This is a genomic window from Neobacillus sp. PS2-9 (assembly GCF_030915525.1).
Taxonomy (GTDB): Bacteria; Bacillota; Bacilli; order Bacillales; family Cytobacillaceae; genus Neobacillus.
Window position 1 is genome coordinate 4,641,333 of sequence record NZ_CP133269.1, and the last position, 16,412, is coordinate 4,657,744.

At 37.3% G+C, this 16,412-nt stretch carries 15 protein-coding genes; 9 read left to right on the forward strand and 6 right to left on the reverse strand.

The features are described 5' to 3' along the window. Window positions 1-78: 78 nt before the first annotated feature. Window positions 79-1,413 (reverse strand): branched-chain amino acid transport system II carrier protein, encoded by a 1,335-nt coding sequence (brnQ, locus tag RCG25_RS23210; protein ID WP_308081183.1) that lies wholly within the window; start codon window positions 1,411-1,413, stop codon window positions 79-81. Window positions 1,414-1,678: 265 nt separating this feature from the next. Between brnQ and RCG25_RS23215 the strand changes: the two genes are divergently transcribed. From RCG25_RS23215 to RCG25_RS23225, 3 genes are all read left to right on the forward strand, one after another. After that, a complete protein-coding gene (locus tag RCG25_RS23215; RefSeq protein ID WP_308081184.1) occupies window positions 1,679-2,017 on the forward strand; it encodes a DsrE family protein in 339 nt (112 codons plus the stop codon). A 69-nt stretch (window positions 2,018-2,086) separates the two neighbouring features. Further along, entirely contained in the window at window positions 2,087-2,662 is a 576-nt protein-coding gene (locus RCG25_RS23220; RefSeq protein ID WP_308081185.1) for a CD3073 family putative ECF transporter S component, read from the forward strand. Next, window positions 2,652-3,113, forward strand: a complete 462-nt coding sequence (locus RCG25_RS23225) for a CD3072 family TudS-related putative desulfidase (protein ID WP_308081186.1) — start codon at window positions 2,652-2,654, stop codon at window positions 3,111-3,113. The genes RCG25_RS23220 and RCG25_RS23225 overlap by 11 nt, the downstream gene beginning before the upstream one ends. A 335-nt stretch (window positions 3,114-3,448) precedes the next feature. Here the strand turns inward: RCG25_RS23225 and RCG25_RS23230 are convergent, their stop codons facing one another. Further along, window positions 3,449-4,318, reverse strand: a complete 870-nt coding sequence (locus RCG25_RS23230) for a LysR family transcriptional regulator (RefSeq protein WP_308081187.1) — start codon at window positions 4,316-4,318, stop codon at window positions 3,449-3,451. 122 nt (window positions 4,319-4,440) lie between these two features. Here RCG25_RS23230 and RCG25_RS23235 point away from each other — a divergent pair, with 122 nt between their 5' ends. Then, window positions 4,441-5,703 carry a benzoate/H(+) symporter BenE family transporter gene (locus RCG25_RS23235; protein WP_308081188.1) on the forward strand — a complete coding sequence of 421 codons (1,263 nt, stop codon included), beginning with the start codon at window positions 4,441-4,443 and terminating at the stop codon, window positions 5,701-5,703. A 149-nt stretch (window positions 5,704-5,852) separates the two neighbouring features. On the opposite strand, the gene RCG25_RS23240 is transcribed toward RCG25_RS23235, so the two are convergent. Continuing rightward, window positions 5,853-6,377: a GNAT family N-acetyltransferase gene (locus RCG25_RS23240; RefSeq protein WP_308081189.1), complete on the reverse strand. Its 525-nt coding sequence runs from the start codon at window positions 6,375-6,377 to the stop codon at window positions 5,853-5,855. A gap of 215 nt (window positions 6,378-6,592) precedes the next feature. Between RCG25_RS23240 and RCG25_RS23245 the strand changes: the two genes are divergently transcribed. The 3 genes from RCG25_RS23245 (at window position 6,593) to RCG25_RS23255 (ending at window position 8,945) form a co-directional block, all read left to right on the forward strand. Further along, a complete protein-coding gene (locus RCG25_RS23245) occupies window positions 6,593-7,030 on the forward strand; it encodes a LytTR family DNA-binding domain-containing protein (RefSeq protein ID WP_308081190.1) in 438 nt (145 codons plus the stop codon). A gap of 13 nt (window positions 7,031-7,043) precedes the next feature. Beyond that, window positions 7,044-7,478, forward strand: coding sequence for a DUF3021 family protein (locus RCG25_RS23250; protein ID WP_308081191.1), 435 nt, complete (start codon window positions 7,044-7,046; stop codon window positions 7,476-7,478). A gap of 162 nt (window positions 7,479-7,640) precedes the next feature. Continuing rightward, window positions 7,641-8,945, forward strand: coding sequence for an alpha/beta hydrolase (locus tag RCG25_RS23255; RefSeq protein ID WP_308081192.1), 1,305 nt, complete (start codon window positions 7,641-7,643; stop codon window positions 8,943-8,945). 165 nt (window positions 8,946-9,110) lie between these two features. On the opposite strand, the gene RCG25_RS23260 is transcribed toward RCG25_RS23255, so the two are convergent. The 3 genes from RCG25_RS23260 to RCG25_RS23270 form a co-directional block, all read right to left on the reverse strand. Continuing rightward, on the reverse strand, window positions 9,111-11,609 hold the full coding sequence (locus RCG25_RS23260; RefSeq protein ID WP_308081193.1) for a PBP1A family penicillin-binding protein: 2,499 nt from the start codon (window positions 11,607-11,609) through the stop codon (window positions 9,111-9,113). A gap of 289 nt (window positions 11,610-11,898) precedes the next feature. Then, window positions 11,899-13,245 (reverse strand): GntP family permease, encoded by a 1,347-nt coding sequence (locus RCG25_RS23265; protein ID WP_308081194.1) that lies wholly within the window; start codon window positions 13,243-13,245, stop codon window positions 11,899-11,901. 70 nt (window positions 13,246-13,315) lie between these two features. Further along, complete coding sequence (locus RCG25_RS23270) at window positions 13,316-14,038, reverse strand: GntR family transcriptional regulator (RefSeq protein ID WP_308081195.1); 723 nt, start codon at window positions 14,036-14,038, stop codon at window positions 13,316-13,318. Between the two features lie 308 nt (window positions 14,039-14,346). On the opposite strand from RCG25_RS23270, the gene RCG25_RS23275 reads away from it, so the two are divergent. Together RCG25_RS23275 and RCG25_RS23280 are read left to right on the forward strand one after the other, a co-directional pair. Further along, entirely contained in the window at window positions 14,347-15,033 is a 687-nt protein-coding gene (locus tag RCG25_RS23275) for a GntR family transcriptional regulator (RefSeq protein WP_308081196.1), read from the forward strand. A gap of 354 nt (window positions 15,034-15,387) precedes the next feature. Beyond that, on the forward strand, window positions 15,388-16,410 hold the full coding sequence (locus tag RCG25_RS23280) for a zinc-dependent alcohol dehydrogenase (protein ID WP_308081197.1): 1,023 nt from the start codon (window positions 15,388-15,390) through the stop codon (window positions 16,408-16,410). Window positions 16,411-16,412 lie beyond the last annotated feature (2 nt).

Consider the following 16,412-nt stretch of genomic DNA (forward strand, 5'->3'; position numbering starts at 1 on the left):
GAGAGAAATAGTGAAAGTAGATTTGTTTAAAAAGCTAGGTAGGTCTCTAGACTAACCTAGCTTTTATTTATTTCGTATTTATGCTGCTTTCTTAACAGTGGGTTCCTCATTATCCATTAATTTTTCAAAAATGCTTCCTATTATTAAACCCAGTAAACCAGGAATCACCCAGCCGTAGCCCTCAATCTGCAAAGGGACATTTGATAATAAATCTGAAAATGAACCATTTAAAAATGTCGAATTGATGATTTCAATTAAGCTAAATAGACCAACAAGGCCGATTGTCATGAAATATACGGGGCGATTATTAAAAGGTAATCTCTCATGTAATAGACCTAAAATGATTAGTGTAATTGCCATTGGATACACTAAGCCGAGCACTGGGACAGATACTTTTAATATTTGAGAGAGACCAAGATTTGCTACAAAACCACTAATCACACATAAAAAGATTGCCCATTTTATATAAGATAATTTAGGAAAAATATTTGAAAAGTATTGAGCACATGATGTGATTAATCCTATACAAACACATAAACAAGCAAGTGTAAAAATTAATCCTAAAACAATTGTTCCACTCTGTCCGAACAATTGCTGTAATACCGTACTTAAAACAATCGCTCCATTATCAACTTTTCCTGGTATTGAAGCGGAAGCTCCTAAGTATCCAATAATAAAATAACAAATAGATAAAAGCAGGCCGCAAATAAGTCCAAATATCGCTAAATATTTTACTTGTAATGATTGCTTGGTTATTTTTCTACTTTTAAAAATATTGGTAAATATAATTCCGTAAATTAACGCACCAATGGCATCCATGGTTTGATATCCATCTAAAAATCCTTGAGAGATGGGATTCTCTTTATAAGATAATGTTGCTTCTTTAAAGCTGGATAAATCAGTAAATAAAGCCTTGATAAAAACGATCATGATTAAAACTAATAAAGAAGGTGTTAAAATCTTTCCAAATCTGTCTACTAATTTAGATGGCGATTTTGCAAACCAAAAGACAATACTAAAAAATACAGTAGTATAAACCAAAAGTGCGATCGGTGAAGACTCGATTGCATTTGGTAAAAAGGGTTTCACTCCCATTTCATAGGCAAGACTGCCTGCACGCGGAATGGCAAGTCCAGGTCCTATTGATAAATAAATCGCCATGGGGAATAGTAAAGCAAAAATAGGATGAACTCTATTAGTTAACGCAACGAATGTTCCTGATTTTGCAATCGCTATAAAAGCTAATACTGTAAGACCCACATCAGAAATAATAAACCCAATAACTGCATGCCATACATTTTCTCCAGCAGCCTGTCCCAAATAGGCTGGAAAAATTAAATTTCCTGCACCGAATAACATTGAAAATAACATTAAGCCAATAAACAGGATTTCTTTACTGGTTAATTTATTCAAGCAATTCACCTCAATTGAATATTTTTATATGAAAATACTTATTCTATCAAATATCCTCTATATTGAGTATTGAATATGAAAAAATACTATTATGTAACACGCGTCCACGCATCCAATATTACGATTCATATTAATCTATCTAATCGATAATTAGAATTGCATTATGGATAAATTAACCATTATATTAGTGAATAAATACAGTCCATAGATTCCCTGGGTCTCTCCGGGCATTTGTTAGTATTATTAATTCAGTGAGGTGGAGAAATTGAAAAACAAGGTAATTTTACTTGCTTCAGATCAGCTTGGAAAAGGAGAAACAGAACTGGGTGAAGGCATTTTGGAAACTTTTTTTACTATTCTTAAGCAAAAGGAAGAACTGCCTGCGGCTGTTTTTTGCCTGAACCGTGGTGTGTTCGCACTAACGGAAAGCTCGCTTGTTTCTCTCCAATTAAGGGAATTGGAAGAAAAGGGTGTTGACGTTCTTGCTTGTAAAACATGCGTAGACTTTTATGAGCTAAACGATAAGCTTGCAGCGGGAAAAATTAGCGGGATGGCCCGTTTTATTGAATTAGCTGCAAAATATGAAGTAATTACATTACCTTGATTGGGAACCATGGGGACGGTTGTAATGTTAGTTTAGACATTATTTATCTTTAAGGTCGGAGGAGAAAAAATGAAAACAGGCAAAACAATGATATTAACTTATTCTGCAATGGGGATTGCTCTAAATGTGGTTTTGGGTACTGTTGTATCGACAATGAAAATTCCCCTTTTGTTCCTTGATACGATTGGAACAGTATTAATTTCAGTATTGTTTGGCCCATGGTGGGGTGTTTTGACAGGAGGACTTACAAATGTTGTCCTCGGTGCGACGACGGGTGCTTCGGCCATATTCTTTGGACTTGTCAATATTGCCATTGCTTTGGTTGCAGGTTTCATCGCAAGGAAGTTCGATTTTACCAAATGGTATGTTGCCCTAATCACAGGACTCATTATTTCAATTGTTGCGCCGTTAATCGGTACTCCGATTGCCGTTGCCGTTTATGGTGGTTTAAACGGCAGCGGGATGGATTTAGTTGTTTTATGGTTAAGATCTTCAGGTGAAAGTGTATTTGCGTCGACATTCATATCACGCATAACAGGAAACTTGGTGGATAAAATTATTACCTGCTTCCTTGTCCTGTTTATGATTGGTCGTATGCCATTCTTATCAAGGATTATTAAGAGGGAAAAAAACCATGCAGCGTAGTAAAAAGATTTTACTAGTTTCCCATTGTATTTTAAATCAAAATACGGTTATAGATGATGAGGCAAGGGCAGCGGGTGCTGTCCTTTCCGCTGTGGATTGGGCCATGAGGGAAGGCTATGGTTTTTTACAATTGCCATGCCCAGAATTTACATTTCATGGATTAAATCGTCCTTCGATGACCTATGAGGAATATAATACCCCCGAATATCGGAAACATTGCCGGGTAATTTTACGGCCCGTTTTACAGCAAGCGGAAGAATATCTCAAAAACGGCTATGAAATTGTTGGATTGCTTGGCATTCAAAGCAGCCCATCATGTGACCCGACACGCGGGATCTTTATTGAAGAACTGAAGGATATGTTTTTAGAAAAAGATATTGAAATGAAAACACTTTGGTTTCTACCAAATACCAGTGAACCGGAATTTAAAGCAGGCTTACATCATTTATAATTTTTGTATAGTAAGAAGCTGTTTCTAAGGATGATATTTGGTATTAGTTCTTGAAACCTTAGCACGCAAAATAAAAAAACAGTGCCGGTCACCCCCAAATAATGTCGAAGTTATCGACAAAAAAATGGTGGAGGCAGGCACTACTTTCCAAAAACTACCTCTATTTATGATAAGGCTCTCCGTAACGAATCTAAATGAGGTTATAAAACCATGAATATATTTTATTTTCCATTTAAAGATCTACTTTAACACAGTCAAAACTAATACCTGTTTCATTTTATTTTCCATTTTTCAACGTTTAAGTTTTTTACTTTTGAGTAAATAATTTTTTGTGTCTAAAAAAGTTTTAAAAATTCTTTTGCTGCTTTTGATAAGTAACTATTCTTCCTCCAAATTACTTTGGGTTCAGATATTAAGGTCTGATCCTTTAGCTGAATGACTCTCAATCCTCCCAATGAATGGAGGGATAATAACGAGAGCGGTAAGATCGTTGCACCAAACCCCGATGAAACGAGACCAAGTAACATAATTAAATCCTGACATTCGCACAGTATATTTGGTTCTAAATCTAACCGTTGAAATTCATTGACAATTTGTCCATACGCACCTAAACCATAGTTTGGTCGCAGAAGAATCAATGGCAAATTGATGATTTCCTCTAACCTGCATTGTTCTGATCCACTCCACGTCCATTTTTCAGGCAAAACAAGCACATATGGGTCACTTTCCAATGTTATTTGTGAGATACTATTTTCTGTTATTGGACTATTTGTTATCGCAATCTCAATCTGACGTTTAGATAACATTTTTATGAGATGAATCGTTTCACCTTCCCATACTTTGAAAGTAAGACCAGGATTTTTCTCACGAATATCTACCACCTTAGAAAGAATTAAAGATGCACAATAAAGATTGGATCCAACAGATAAAATCCCACTGGCGTCTTTCCTCAATTCTTGAACTTCAACCATTGTTTCATCAAGTTTATTTAAAAGTTCTTTTGCTCGAAGAAGTAATCTTTCCCCCTCCAAGGTTAAATTAAGACTTTTGTTATCTCGATCAAATAAAGTGACGCCTAGCTCTTCTTCCATTTGTTTGAGTTGTCTGCTCAAAGGGGGTTGAGCAATATTTAATTTCTTTGCAGCGGTCGTGATCTTACCTTCTTCTGCTATAGTGACAAAGTATTTTAACTGTCGAATATCCAAGATGAAACCCCCATCATACCCAAAAGATATAGTAAAAAGATAAAACAGATATTTTAAGTATCGATAAATTAAGTATACACTAAGATGTAGTGTAATTCATAAGTTGAAGGAGAGTGACTTTGTTGTTCAAAAAAAATACCATACAATTTCCAAAGCTTTTATCGGTTGGGAATATATCGAATGGATTTGTGGCCTGGCTTTTTGGTTCAGCAGGACCATTATTAATTGTTTTACAAGCTGCTGCAAAAGGTCATTTGTCTGGTAGCATAACCAGCTCATGGATTTTCGCCATTTATGGAATGGGGGGACTCCTAACGCTCATCGTTTCCTTATATTATGGGCAACCCATAGGCTATGCCTTTTCAATACCTGGAGCCATTCTTGTCGGCTCAAGCTTAACCCATTATTCTTTCAACCAAGTGGTTGGTGCCTATATTATAACCGGGATCCTTATTTTTCTTTTAGGATTATCTGGCCTTGTTACAAAATTGATGAAGGTTTTGCCTATGCCAGTTATGATGGGGATGGTGTCAGGCGTCTTACTCCCTTTCGGAACTGAAATGATCGGCTCGGTTGTAAAAAACCCTTTACTCAACGGAATCCCGTTACTTGTCTTTCTTGCTCTTTCTTTTTTCTTACGATTTTCAAAAAAGTTTCCGCCTATATTAGGGGCGATCATTGCAGCAATTCTTTGTCTTAAATTTTTGCCGAACGTTTCTGTACAGCCTCTCCATATAACAATGGGCATTCCCCATTTTATCATCCCATCATTTAGTTTTTCCGTTGTAGGGGAACTTGTCATTCCATTAGTCTTAACGGTTATTGCCATTCAAAATGCCCAAGGGATTGCTATGTTAGAGACCCATGGCTATCGTCCACCGATCAATGCCATGACCAATTGGAGCGGAATCGGTACCATTATAAATGCTTTTTTTGGGGGCCACCCAGCCTGTATTGCAGGTCCCATGACCGGCTTACTTGTTAATAAAGAATCAGGCAAACATGAACATAGGTATGTCGCTGCTATTGTATTAGGAGTATTATCCTGTCTATTAGCTCTATTCTCTCCAATAGCTTCGCAAATTCCACATGTCATTCCTGCCTCATTAATTCAATTACTAGGTGGCGTCGCCATGATTAGTGTACTGGTTGACTCTTTGAAAATGAGTTTCTCTGGTCCATTCAAATCAGGCGCCCTCTTTTCATTTATAATCACAATCTCTGGGATCTCTATTCTCCATATCGGAGCTCCATTCTGGGGTCTAGTTGGGGGTACCTTGGCCACTGTATTCTTGGATAAACAAGATTTTTATAAATCCGAATCAAGTGACCAAAACAATGAAACTAACTTGAGTGAAGCTCTTTGCCAGGACAAAATTTCCTAACACCGTTTCTTTAGACCTCGGATACATCTCATGACAAAATAAATGACACCTAGACATAGTGCAGTCTAGGTGTCATTTATTTCTTTGTATAGAATAAAAACCTCATTTACTTATGATACGGTTCACTCCGATTGATCCGAAAAGTAATATTACTTATATACAAGTCTGTTCACCCGGTGCCAAGCCCCCTTCTGAATACTAAACATAGACTGATCACTGCCAAACCTCTTCATTGTTTTTTCAAATTTCATCCCCACTCTTTTTAACAGCCTGCAGGCCCGTTCATTTAGAGTTGGGGTTTCAGCGATGATGGTTGTTAACTCTAGGGAATGAAAGCCATATTCAATTACCTTCTCGATGACTTCTTTCGCATACCCCTTTCCCCAGAAAACAGGTAAAAACTGATAGCCAATCTCTGTGTTGATTCTGTCATGCCCTGTATCCAAGCACACTAACCCAATGAATTCATTTGTTTCTTTCAGTCTAACTGTCCAATAATGATTGGATTCCAACATCATTTGAAATCTTATAGCAAACGATATCTCATCAACTGTTCCATCCAGGTACCTGCGTACATCTTCATCCATATACAACATCAATATCGATTCATAGTCCTTTTCAGAAACAGCCATTAACTCACATCGTTCTGTCATTAACATTTTGGTCTCACCCATCCACCTATATTTATATACATCATAATTCTATGTAGTTACAAATATTATATACATAGTTTTTCTATGTATCAAGTGTAATTTTTTTAAAGGTTGAGTACTGCAAAAAGGATTGTATATGGATGTGTTATAATGGAATTGTCTGAAAGATGTAAAAATATCCAAATCAAATTGTGCTAGTAGAAGCACGAACAATTTGAATTTTTGTGGGTGAAAATATGAAAATTTCAATCGAAGAAATAAACAAAGAACTGGCAGAAGAAATCCTCATTAGGTGCCATGAGGTGGATGACGAAGTCTATGAAATTGTAAACAAGCTGAAGACGGAAGATTTCAACCTACTCGGATACCACAATGATAAAGTTCACCGTATTAAGCTGAGTGAGATTTATTATTTCGAAGCTGTTGACGGAAAGGTTTTTAGCTACTGCAAGGACAACGTTTATGAGGTCAAACAAAAGCTTTATGAATTAGAGGAACTATGCAACGGTAGGAACTGCTTTCGTGCATCCAAATCGACGATTCTGAACATAGCTAAAATCTCTTCTATCCATCCGTCCATTAGCGGCCGTCTCGAAGCGGTGCTTGATAACGGGGAGCGCGCGGTTGTATCAAGACAATATGTGCCCGTCCTTAAAAAGATGCTTGGATTATAACGGAGGGATACATATGAAGCTGTCCGAATTTGTAAAAAAGATCATTAAGGATTTCTTACTTATCTTCGCACTCATCATTATTATCATTACTATTTTGCGACAAATGTATTACCCTGATGAAGCCTTCGATTTGCAGTCCATTTATATCATTATGGCCTTTGCCTTTTTAAGTGCATTAATAGGATTTATCTTGTATTCTCCTAATGACTTAAGCGAAAAAAATATGCGTATTAGAATGATCCTTCATTTTTTCACGTTGGAGGTTCTATTGATTGCCCTTAGCAGTGTTTTTGGAATTGTGGAAAGTCCATCAGATGGAATCATTTTGGCCGTGCAAATTTCCGTCATCTATTTCATCGTTCGTTTCCTGTCCTGGAAAAAGGATCAAAAAGAGGCACAAAAAATCAACGAAAAACTAAACGCATGGAAGAAAGACGTTCCTCAATAATCAAATCTGCAACACATAATTATGCGGTAAGCAAAAAAGCTTACCGCTTTTTTGCATCTTATTGGCCTGTGGATACAACTTACTGTTTTTCTATATACTTCCTTTCAGGATTTTTTTATGATGAGTTCATGAAAATTATTAGAAAGTGGAGGGGTTACCACTATGGGAACTTTATTTTTATTGATTGCATTGATGTTTGAATTTTCTTTTGCCATCTACTCGATCGTAACGAAACAAAACCATAAAAAACTAAAGAATGGGATTAGGATTGCTATATTTTTGGGCTTTGTCATTCTCACGCTTTCATCGGTGATTGTGTGGAGCTTACGCTGGGTCTTACCCGCTATCCTACTTTTCCTTTTAGCAGTAAAGGGAACGGTTTCTCTGATCCGTAAAAATACAACTCCTAAAAAATACAAAACTTCTAAAGTCGTCTGGAAAACCATTTTTATGGTCGTCGCAACAGTCATTGCCTTTGTACCTGCCAGTGTTTTTCCGCAGCATCCTTCACCAAAAGTGACAGGCAAATATAGTGTCGCGACCGCTACTTACACTTACGTTGATAAAAATCGCGTAGAGGAATTTTCTGACAAAGGAGACAACCGTTTTGTGAATGTGGAATTTTGGTATCCCAAGAATGCTGATGAAAAATACCCTCTATTGGTGTTTTCACATGGGGCATCTGGCATTAAAGTAAGTAATGCTTCTACCTATACAGAGCTTGCAAGCCACGGATACGTAGTGGTTTCGATCGACCATCCGTACCACTCTTTTTATACGAAATCAGATGATGGAACAGTAGCGACAATTAATTCGGACTATAACCGTGAAATCACCAATCTCAACACTGAAGGCGTATATACGAATGAAGAACTCAATGAACTTATCCAAAAATGGATGAAGCTACGAACAGACGATATGAATTTTGTTATTGATACAATCCTTGAAAAAGAAAAAAGTGATACTACCCCCGTTTACCAACGTATCAATTCAGACAAAATTGGTGTGTTCGGGCACTCCATGGGCGGCGCCGCAAGTGTGTGGCTGGGCAGAGAACGTGATGATATAGATGCAGTCGTTAATATTGATGCTCCATTCTTTAGTGAGCTGGTTTATAAAAAAGAAAACGATAGTTTTGTAGCAAATAGCAAAGCTTACACAACCCCGATTTTTAACATATATTCTGATGATGTGTGGGGGCAGCTTGATAGCACGCCGATTTATGTAGCGAACCAACTCAACAATGAACAATTCAAAGACGCTTATACTACTCATTTTAAAGGTGCGAAACATTTAAGCCTGACCGATTTACCGCTTTTCTCACCTATTCTCGCAAATATGCTGCAAGGTGGAAAAGCTAACATTGATCCATATTACTGTATTGAAACGGAAAATGACCTTATTCTTAAATTTTTTGACTATGAATTAAAGGGTATTGGCCATTTCAATCCTAAAGAGACATATTGACTTTTTTAGCATCCGAAACCTCATTTACTTGTTTAAAAACGGATGTGGCAGTCACTCCTGATTGAGTTTTCGTATTGTTTTATGTTCCAATTTGAACACAAAAAAGCAGCCATAAAGACTGCTTAAAGTAAATCAACTTAATATATTATTATCAATACTCACAACCTAAGGTTTTCCTTTATTCGTATCCTTTGCTCCATCATGGTCATCCCGATTGTCGTCACCAGGGTCAGCAGTATCAACCGTAACAGAAACTGATGCTGGTTCGCTACTACCCACTTCGTTAAATGCGACTACAGTAATGACATAGGTTTGACCTGGTTGAGGGTTGCTCAACGTGGCCTTTGATTCAGATAGGGTTGTTAGTGTTTGTGTACTACCATTCACCGTATATGTGATTGTATAATTAACATTTTGACTCTTGGATTTTTTCCAACTAATCTCAATGCTATTAGATTTTTTATCATATCGAGCTTTTAAATCACTTGGACTGCTTGGCATCTCTTTTGTTTCCTTAACGGTTATTGAAGTAGTAGCTGCATCACTTTTAGCCCCATCCGTGATCGCAACGATAGTAAATGTATAAGCTTTCCCTTTCTCAGGGCTTTGAAGAATGGCTTGCATGTCAGTCGCAGCTGGTAAATTAGTTGTTTTCCCATCTACTGTATATGAAACTTCGAATGTGGTTTCTGAACTACTTTCGTTAGAATAGTCCCATGATAATTGAATACTATCTGAAGCTTCATCATAGTTTGCTTGAACATTGGTCGGGCTATTAGGCTTAGGTGGTGTTGGCTTTTCCCCACTTTTCACATAGTATTCCTTGCCCGATTTTGCAACACTGCTTGGTTGTTTAAATTTCTCAGTGCTTGTAGCTGATCGTGACAAGATGGCTTTAAACACTAACTTAGAAATATCCGCACTTTTACTTCCTAAATAGTCATCTGACGATTTAGTTTCCGGGTAACCTGTCCAAACCGCCCCCGTATATTGCGGTGTATAGCCTACAAACCAAGCATCTCTTGTCGCATTTTCCGGCAGGCCATATTTCTTGATGGCAGACTGATCAAAGCTTGTTGTTCCTGTTTTTCCAGCTAAATCAATGTTCGATAGATTAGCCTTGACACCTGTTCCTGAGTCCACCACAGTACGTAACATATCTGTGATTAAAAACGCCGTGTAATCCTCCATTACTTTCTTTTTACTAGAAGCTAATTCTTTTTCTATTCCATCAGAAGATACTATCTTTGTGACAGTATAGGGTTCAGTATAATAACCGCCATTTCCAAATGCCGCATATGCGCCCGCCATAATCAGTGGCGACGCAGCATCAATGGCCCCAATCGCATTGGATTCATTGGCTTTTTGTGTATCTGTAATAGGAAACCCCAGGCTATTAGCAAAATCTGTCGCATAATCTGCCCCAACTTCTTGATAGGCTTTTAATGCTGGTATATTTCGTGACCAAGCCAGGTGCTCTCTTATGGTTTTATTCCCTGCATAGGAACGGTTTGCATTTCGAATGGCGGTGCCATTTGAGTATTGATACTTTTCGTCTTTTAAAATATGACCTGTAGACCATTTGAATTTTTCAATAGCTGGACCATAGTCAAGTATTGGTTTAATCGTAGAACCCGGATGGCGTTTAATTGATGTTGCATAGTTATATCCACCCGTTTGATAATTTCTTCCGCCGCCAATGGCTTTGATGGCACCCGTTTGTGTATCTAAAATGACAACCGCTGACTGCAATTTATTATTATTTGGATAGTCAATATAGTTATTTGTTGAAAGGACATCCTCTGTTATTTGTTGAATCTCTGGATCAAGGGTAGTATAGATTTTCAGTCCATCTTCGAAAATATTCCTATTTGTTTTTGCTTGAACTTCTTTTATCACAGTATCAACAAATGCCTGGTATTTATTTGTTGATTTTTGTTGAATATGTAAAGTTTCTTCTATGGGTGTCTTTTGTGCTCTTTCCATATCCGTTTTAGAAATATAGTCATGTCTATTCATATAGTAAAGAACCATATTTCTGCGTTTTTCTGCAGCCTGAAGATTCTCTTCAACAGTAGGAATATAGTTATTTGGACTTTGTGGTATACCTGCAAGTAATGCAGCTTGTTCAAGTGTTAATTTATCTAACTCATCTGGTCCTAATCCGAAGAATCGTTCCGCTGCTTTTGCTACTCCATAGACGTCACTGCCATATAAATTTTTATTAAAATACATTTCTAGAATTTGATCTTTACTATACTTTCTTTCAAATTGAATAGCTAAATACCATTCTTGAATCTTCCTTTTTGGCGTCTTATCGATGGTCAGGAAGGAATTTTTCACAATTTGCTGTGTGATTGTACTACCACCTTGCGAAGAACCTGTCGTGATATTCGTCCAAATGGCAACAAGTGTACGTTTAACATCAATTCCATGATGCTGATAAAAACGAGCATCCTCTGTTGCTAAAACAGCATTTTTTAGGACATCCGGTATTTGATTAATTTGAATGTCATCCCGTTTTTCTTTACCCACCTCAGCAATGACGGTTTTCTCATCACTAGCATATAGTTGGGATGATAAAGGGTCTTTTAATAGTGTTTCGTCGAATTTAGGAGCATCCTTGATGATCCATAAGAAAGCGCCTACTCCAGCTAGAAGCATAACTACTCCTAGCGTGAGACAAATATAGAGAAATTTTCTCCACGATCTTTTTTGTGTCTTCTTGCTTTTTTTCTGATTTGAATTTCTTTGTTGTATTTTTTTTCGCTCTATACGAGACTGATTATTTTCTGGCATGTTACTTGTTCCTACCTTTCGAAATCCTTTCACACTTCTATTCTACCCCAAACACATTAGTTGGAAAATAGAGGTTAATAAACTCATATAAAAGAAAAACCCCCCACTTCAAACGAAGTGAGGGTTTTTGACCGTAAAGGCTTCAAGTTTAAATTTATACAAATAAACTTAGTAGTAGAACAAATCCTAATCCACACACAGAGATAATGGTCTCAAGTAGTGTCCATGTTGCAAATGTTTCCTTCATACTTAAACCAAAATACTCTTTGAACATCCAGAAACCAGCGTCGTTCACGTGTGAAGCGATAAGGCTTCCAGCACCAGTTGCAAGAACAACTAAAGCTAGGTTTACATCGGTTTGACCAAGCATTGGAATAACTAACCCAGCTGTGGTTAAGGCTGCCACTGTAGCAGAACCTAATGAAATACGTAAGATTGCTGCAATAATCCAAGCCAGTAGAATCGGTGAAATATTAGTTCCTTTAAATAATTCAGCTACATAGTCACCTACATGACCATTAATTAATACTTGTTTGAAAGCACCGCCGCCCCCAATGATTAAGAGCATCATGCCAATGTGTGAAATCGCCTCTGTACAAGAATCCATTACGTTTTTAATCGGTATCTTTCTCGCTAATCCCATTGTGTAAATAGCTACTAATAAAGAGATCACCATGGCAGGAGATGCACCGCCAACAAAACGGATAATGGCTAGTAAACTATTATCTGCAAATCCCATTGTTTTTTGAAGTAACGTAATAATAGTAGCAATCGACATTAAAATAACAGGAAGCATTGCGGTAAATACACTGATACCAAATCCAGGTGTTTCTTCAAGTTTAAATGTTTTTAGTTCACCTAAAGAGGCGATATCACCCGTTTTTGTAAATGATGCAGGAACCAATTTTTTAGCTAGCTTTGTAAATAAAGGACCAGCGATAATGACAGTTGGAACAGCAATAATAAAACCGTAAAGTAATACTTGGCCAAGATCGGCACCAAATTCACCTGCAATGGTGGTTGGTCCTGGATGCGGAGGTAAAAATCCGTGTGTGACAGATAAAGCTGCTCCCATTGGAATACCAAGGTATAGAATAGAAACTTTCAATTGTTTTGAAATGGCAAATACGATTGGAATCAATAAAACTAATCCTACTTCAAAGAATAAAGCAATACCGATAATGAATGAAGCAGCCACTACAGCCCATTGAATATTTTTTTCGCCAAATTTATTAACGAGAGTCATCGCAATTCGCTGCGCGCCTCCTGAATCTGCAATTAATTTACCCAGCATGGCACCTAGTCCGAAGATTAGTGCTATATGTCCAAGAGTTCCGCCTAATCCGGCCTCAATTGTTGCGATGATTTCATCTAATTTCATTCCAAGTGCGATGGCCACACCGAATGAGACCACGATAAGTGAAACGAAGGTGTTTAATTTTAAACCCATGATTAATACAAGTAAAGCTAAAATCCCTATTGCTACTATTACTAATGGCATGCTATTTCCCCCATATATATTTATATATTTTTATTAGTTAAACCTCTTTGATCATTGATACAACTATTTCTTAGTTTTTTTGCTCACTAGAATGCATTTGTTGTGACATCCAAAGGTCTTCAACTTTACCTTGAACATCATCAAAGTTTTGATGTAATGACTTAATCATAAGATCTCTATTTTTTGTATTTATGGCATCGATATAAAGCTGATGATTTTCCACAATCCGTTCAAAATCATCATATTTTTCTTCGAGACGCGCTCGCATCGATAATAGAATTAAACTTTCCATAACAGGTTTTGCATTATTCCATATCAGCAAAATGTATGAATGACCAATTGAACGAATAATCGTTTCATGAAATAAGACATCTTGAAATGAAAACTCATCGGCATCTTTGTATTTTATGGCAATTTTCATCATTTCAAGTATTTTACTAAGTTCTCTCACTAAGCCATTCGTATCTATTTTTACAAGCCGTTCAAAAACAAACGTTTCTATTAGGATACGTACATCATAGATTTCTTCTATCTCTTTCCTTGTTAAACCAATGACAACTGCGCCCATTCTTTCTAATCGGATCATATTTTCAGAGGCTAGCATTTTTAAAGCTTCACGAATGGGTGAACGACTTACATTATATTCTTCTGCTAATTTATTTTCCGATAGGATGGTACCGCTTTCAATTAAACCAGAAATAATTTGCATTCTAAGCTCACATGTTACACGCTCACCAGTGGAAGCTTTTGAAAGCCATTTTGTGGGATATAGAAATTCCTTCGTTTCGTTCAAGATCTCACCTCCTTGTTGAACAGTTATACATGTATACAAGTATTATAAAACAGATTTTTCAAAATGCAAGCGCTTTTATTTTATTTGGATTTTACCTCCCGTCTGCTTATGGTGAAATAAGAACGCTTACATTTTTTGTTGACAGGATTATCAATATTCCGTAAACTTTACCTTGTATACAAGTACACGGCGAAATGCCCTATTCTTATGTGTTTTGAGGTTTTATTTCCATTCTGGATTTTTTCCTCTATATTTACCTTATAAGAAAGAAATCTTTTCGCGAAGACTTATAGGGAGAGTTGAAAAGTATGCAGTATCCATCATCATGGCTACAAAGGGCTTCACTTGGGGAAAAGATCGTAAGTGAATTAAGATTACGAATTATTAGCGGCAGTATTCATCCAGGCTCATTATTATCTGAAAATCAGATTGCAACTGAATTTGGGACGAGTCGCTCACCAGTTAGAGAGGCTTTGAGAACGCTTTCTGTGGAAGGGTTAATCCGTTTAGAAAGGATGGGTGCTGTGGTATTAGGCTTGACGTCAAAGGATATCGATGAACTAAATGATGTTCGTTTTATGATTGAAAGCTTTGTATTGCAACGTCTTTCTCAGATTGACCATGAGGCATTAGTGGAGACCCTTAATAAAATCATCGACAAGATGGAATTGGCAGGAAAGCACCAAGACTTTATTGAATTTTCCTATCAGGACCTATGTTTCCATGAAGAAATGATTTTGGGGATTAACCATACAAGGATTTCGCATTTATGGAATAGTATTCGGGAAATCGTCCTAACCGCCCTTCTAGTGGCAACTGGAAAACGATTTGTAGGAAAAACGGATGAAATAGAACCTCTTATTGAAAAACACCGATCAATCGTGAATGCTCTAGTTTCAAAAGATTTTCATCTGATTGAAGAAATTATTCAAGAACATTTTAAAGATACTCGTAAAACTGTTAGTGAAACCCTGTTAAAAATGAACCAGGATTAATTGAAGGTTAACATCTTTTTTTAATAATGAGATGTTTCTTTTATTAATTAACTTGTCGACAAGTAGACAAAGAAGTTAACATCTTTTTTTAATAAGGCTGTGTTAAAGAACATTGTTAATTTTTATACCCTGTTGATTGGAGCGGAAGACGCGAAGACTCCTGTGGGAGTATGGTTCAGGGGAGACCCCGCAGGCGCTAGCGCCGAGGAGGCTCGCCGAAACACCCACGAACCGCTCGCGTCTGGAGCGCAAATCAACAGACATGTTTAACAAAGCCTTTTTTAAAAAAGAGATGTTTCTTTATTAATTAACTTGTCGACAAGTAGACAACATAAATAATTGGAGGTTATGAAAATGGAAGTTATGAAGGCGGGTTTGTATATTTCCGAAAAAAAGGTAATGGTTGGTGAACTTGATAAACCAACATTAAAACAAGGAGAAGCTCTTGTTCGAGTATCCTATGCTGGAATTTGTGGAACCGATATGATGATTTATTCAGGAAAACACCCTCGTGCAAAAGCACCTCTAGCAATGGGGCATGAGTTTAGCGGCGTCATTGAAGAACTAAACGGGGAGTCCACTTTTTCCGTTGGAGACCGAGTAGTTATTGAACCCACTCTTAGCTGCGGAACGTGTGAAGCCTGTAGGTCTGGACAATCTCATGTTTGTAAAACATTAAAGCTCATTGGGATCGATATGCATGGGGGATTTGCAGAATACGCGGCAGTTCCCCTCCATCGACTTCATGTGATTCCCGAGGGATTATCCGATGCCCATGCGGCTTTGGCAGAACCAGTGGCAGTGGCTGTTCATACTGTAAGACGCTCCAATCTTAAGGTAGGCGATAATGTAGTCATTTTAGGTGCAGGACCAATTGGTTTGCTCATTGGCCTAATGGCAAGACAGGCGGGGGCGAATCAAATCATCGTTTCCGATATTAGTCCTTACCGATTGGAAAAAGCTAGAGAACTTGGTTTTACCGCATTAGATGCTAAAGAAGTAGATGTAACGAAAGAAGTTTTATCGCTAACAAATGGAATTGGGGCAGATATTGTTTTTGAAGTGGCCGGTACACAAATTACGGCTCAGCAAATGGTGGAAGTCTGCAGAATACAAGGACAAATCATGGTCGTTAGCGTATACAAACAAGCACCAGCTGTAAATTTAGCAGGAATGCACTTTAAAGAAATATCGATGGCAACTACAAGATGCTACAGTGGAAGTGATTTTAAAACAGCTATTGAACTAATGGCAAGTGGAAAGATTGATGTTTCTCCATTTATTTCGCATGAGTTACCGCTAGAGCAAATTGCGGAAGGGTTTAAGTTAATGGAAAATCCTGATGTTTCTTTAAAAATATTATTTCAACCTAAATGATT

Coding starts and splice junctions, on each gene's coding strand:
- RCG25_RS23265 (WP_308081194.1), bottom strand. CDS start 13,245: ATGCCATTAGTAATAGTAGCAATAGGGATTTTAGCTTTACTTGTATTA.
- RCG25_RS23225 (WP_308081186.1), top strand. CDS start 2,652: ATGCAGCGTAGTAAAAAGATTTTACTAGTTTCCCATTGTATTTTAAAT.
- RCG25_RS23280 (WP_308081197.1), top strand. CDS start 15,388: ATGGAAGTTATGAAGGCGGGTTTGTATATTTCCGAAAAAAAGGTAATG.
- RCG25_RS23245 (WP_308081190.1), top strand. CDS start 6,593: ATGAAAATTTCAATCGAAGAAATAAACAAAGAACTGGCAGAAGAAATC.
- RCG25_RS23255 (WP_308081192.1), top strand. CDS start 7,641: ATGGGAACTTTATTTTTATTGATTGCATTGATGTTTGAATTTTCTTTT.
- RCG25_RS23220 (WP_308081185.1), top strand. CDS start 2,087: ATGAAAACAGGCAAAACAATGATATTAACTTATTCTGCAATGGGGATT.
- RCG25_RS23250 (WP_308081191.1), top strand. CDS start 7,044: ATGAAGCTGTCCGAATTTGTAAAAAAGATCATTAAGGATTTCTTACTT.
- RCG25_RS23275 (WP_308081196.1), top strand. CDS start 14,347: ATGCAGTATCCATCATCATGGCTACAAAGGGCTTCACTTGGGGAAAAG.
- RCG25_RS23240 (WP_308081189.1), bottom strand. CDS start 6,377: ATGGGTGAGACCAAAATGTTAATGACAGAACGATGTGAGTTAATGGCT.
- RCG25_RS23260 (WP_308081193.1), bottom strand. CDS start 11,609: ATGCTTCTAGCTGGAGTAGGCGCTTTCTTATGGATCATCAAGGATGCT.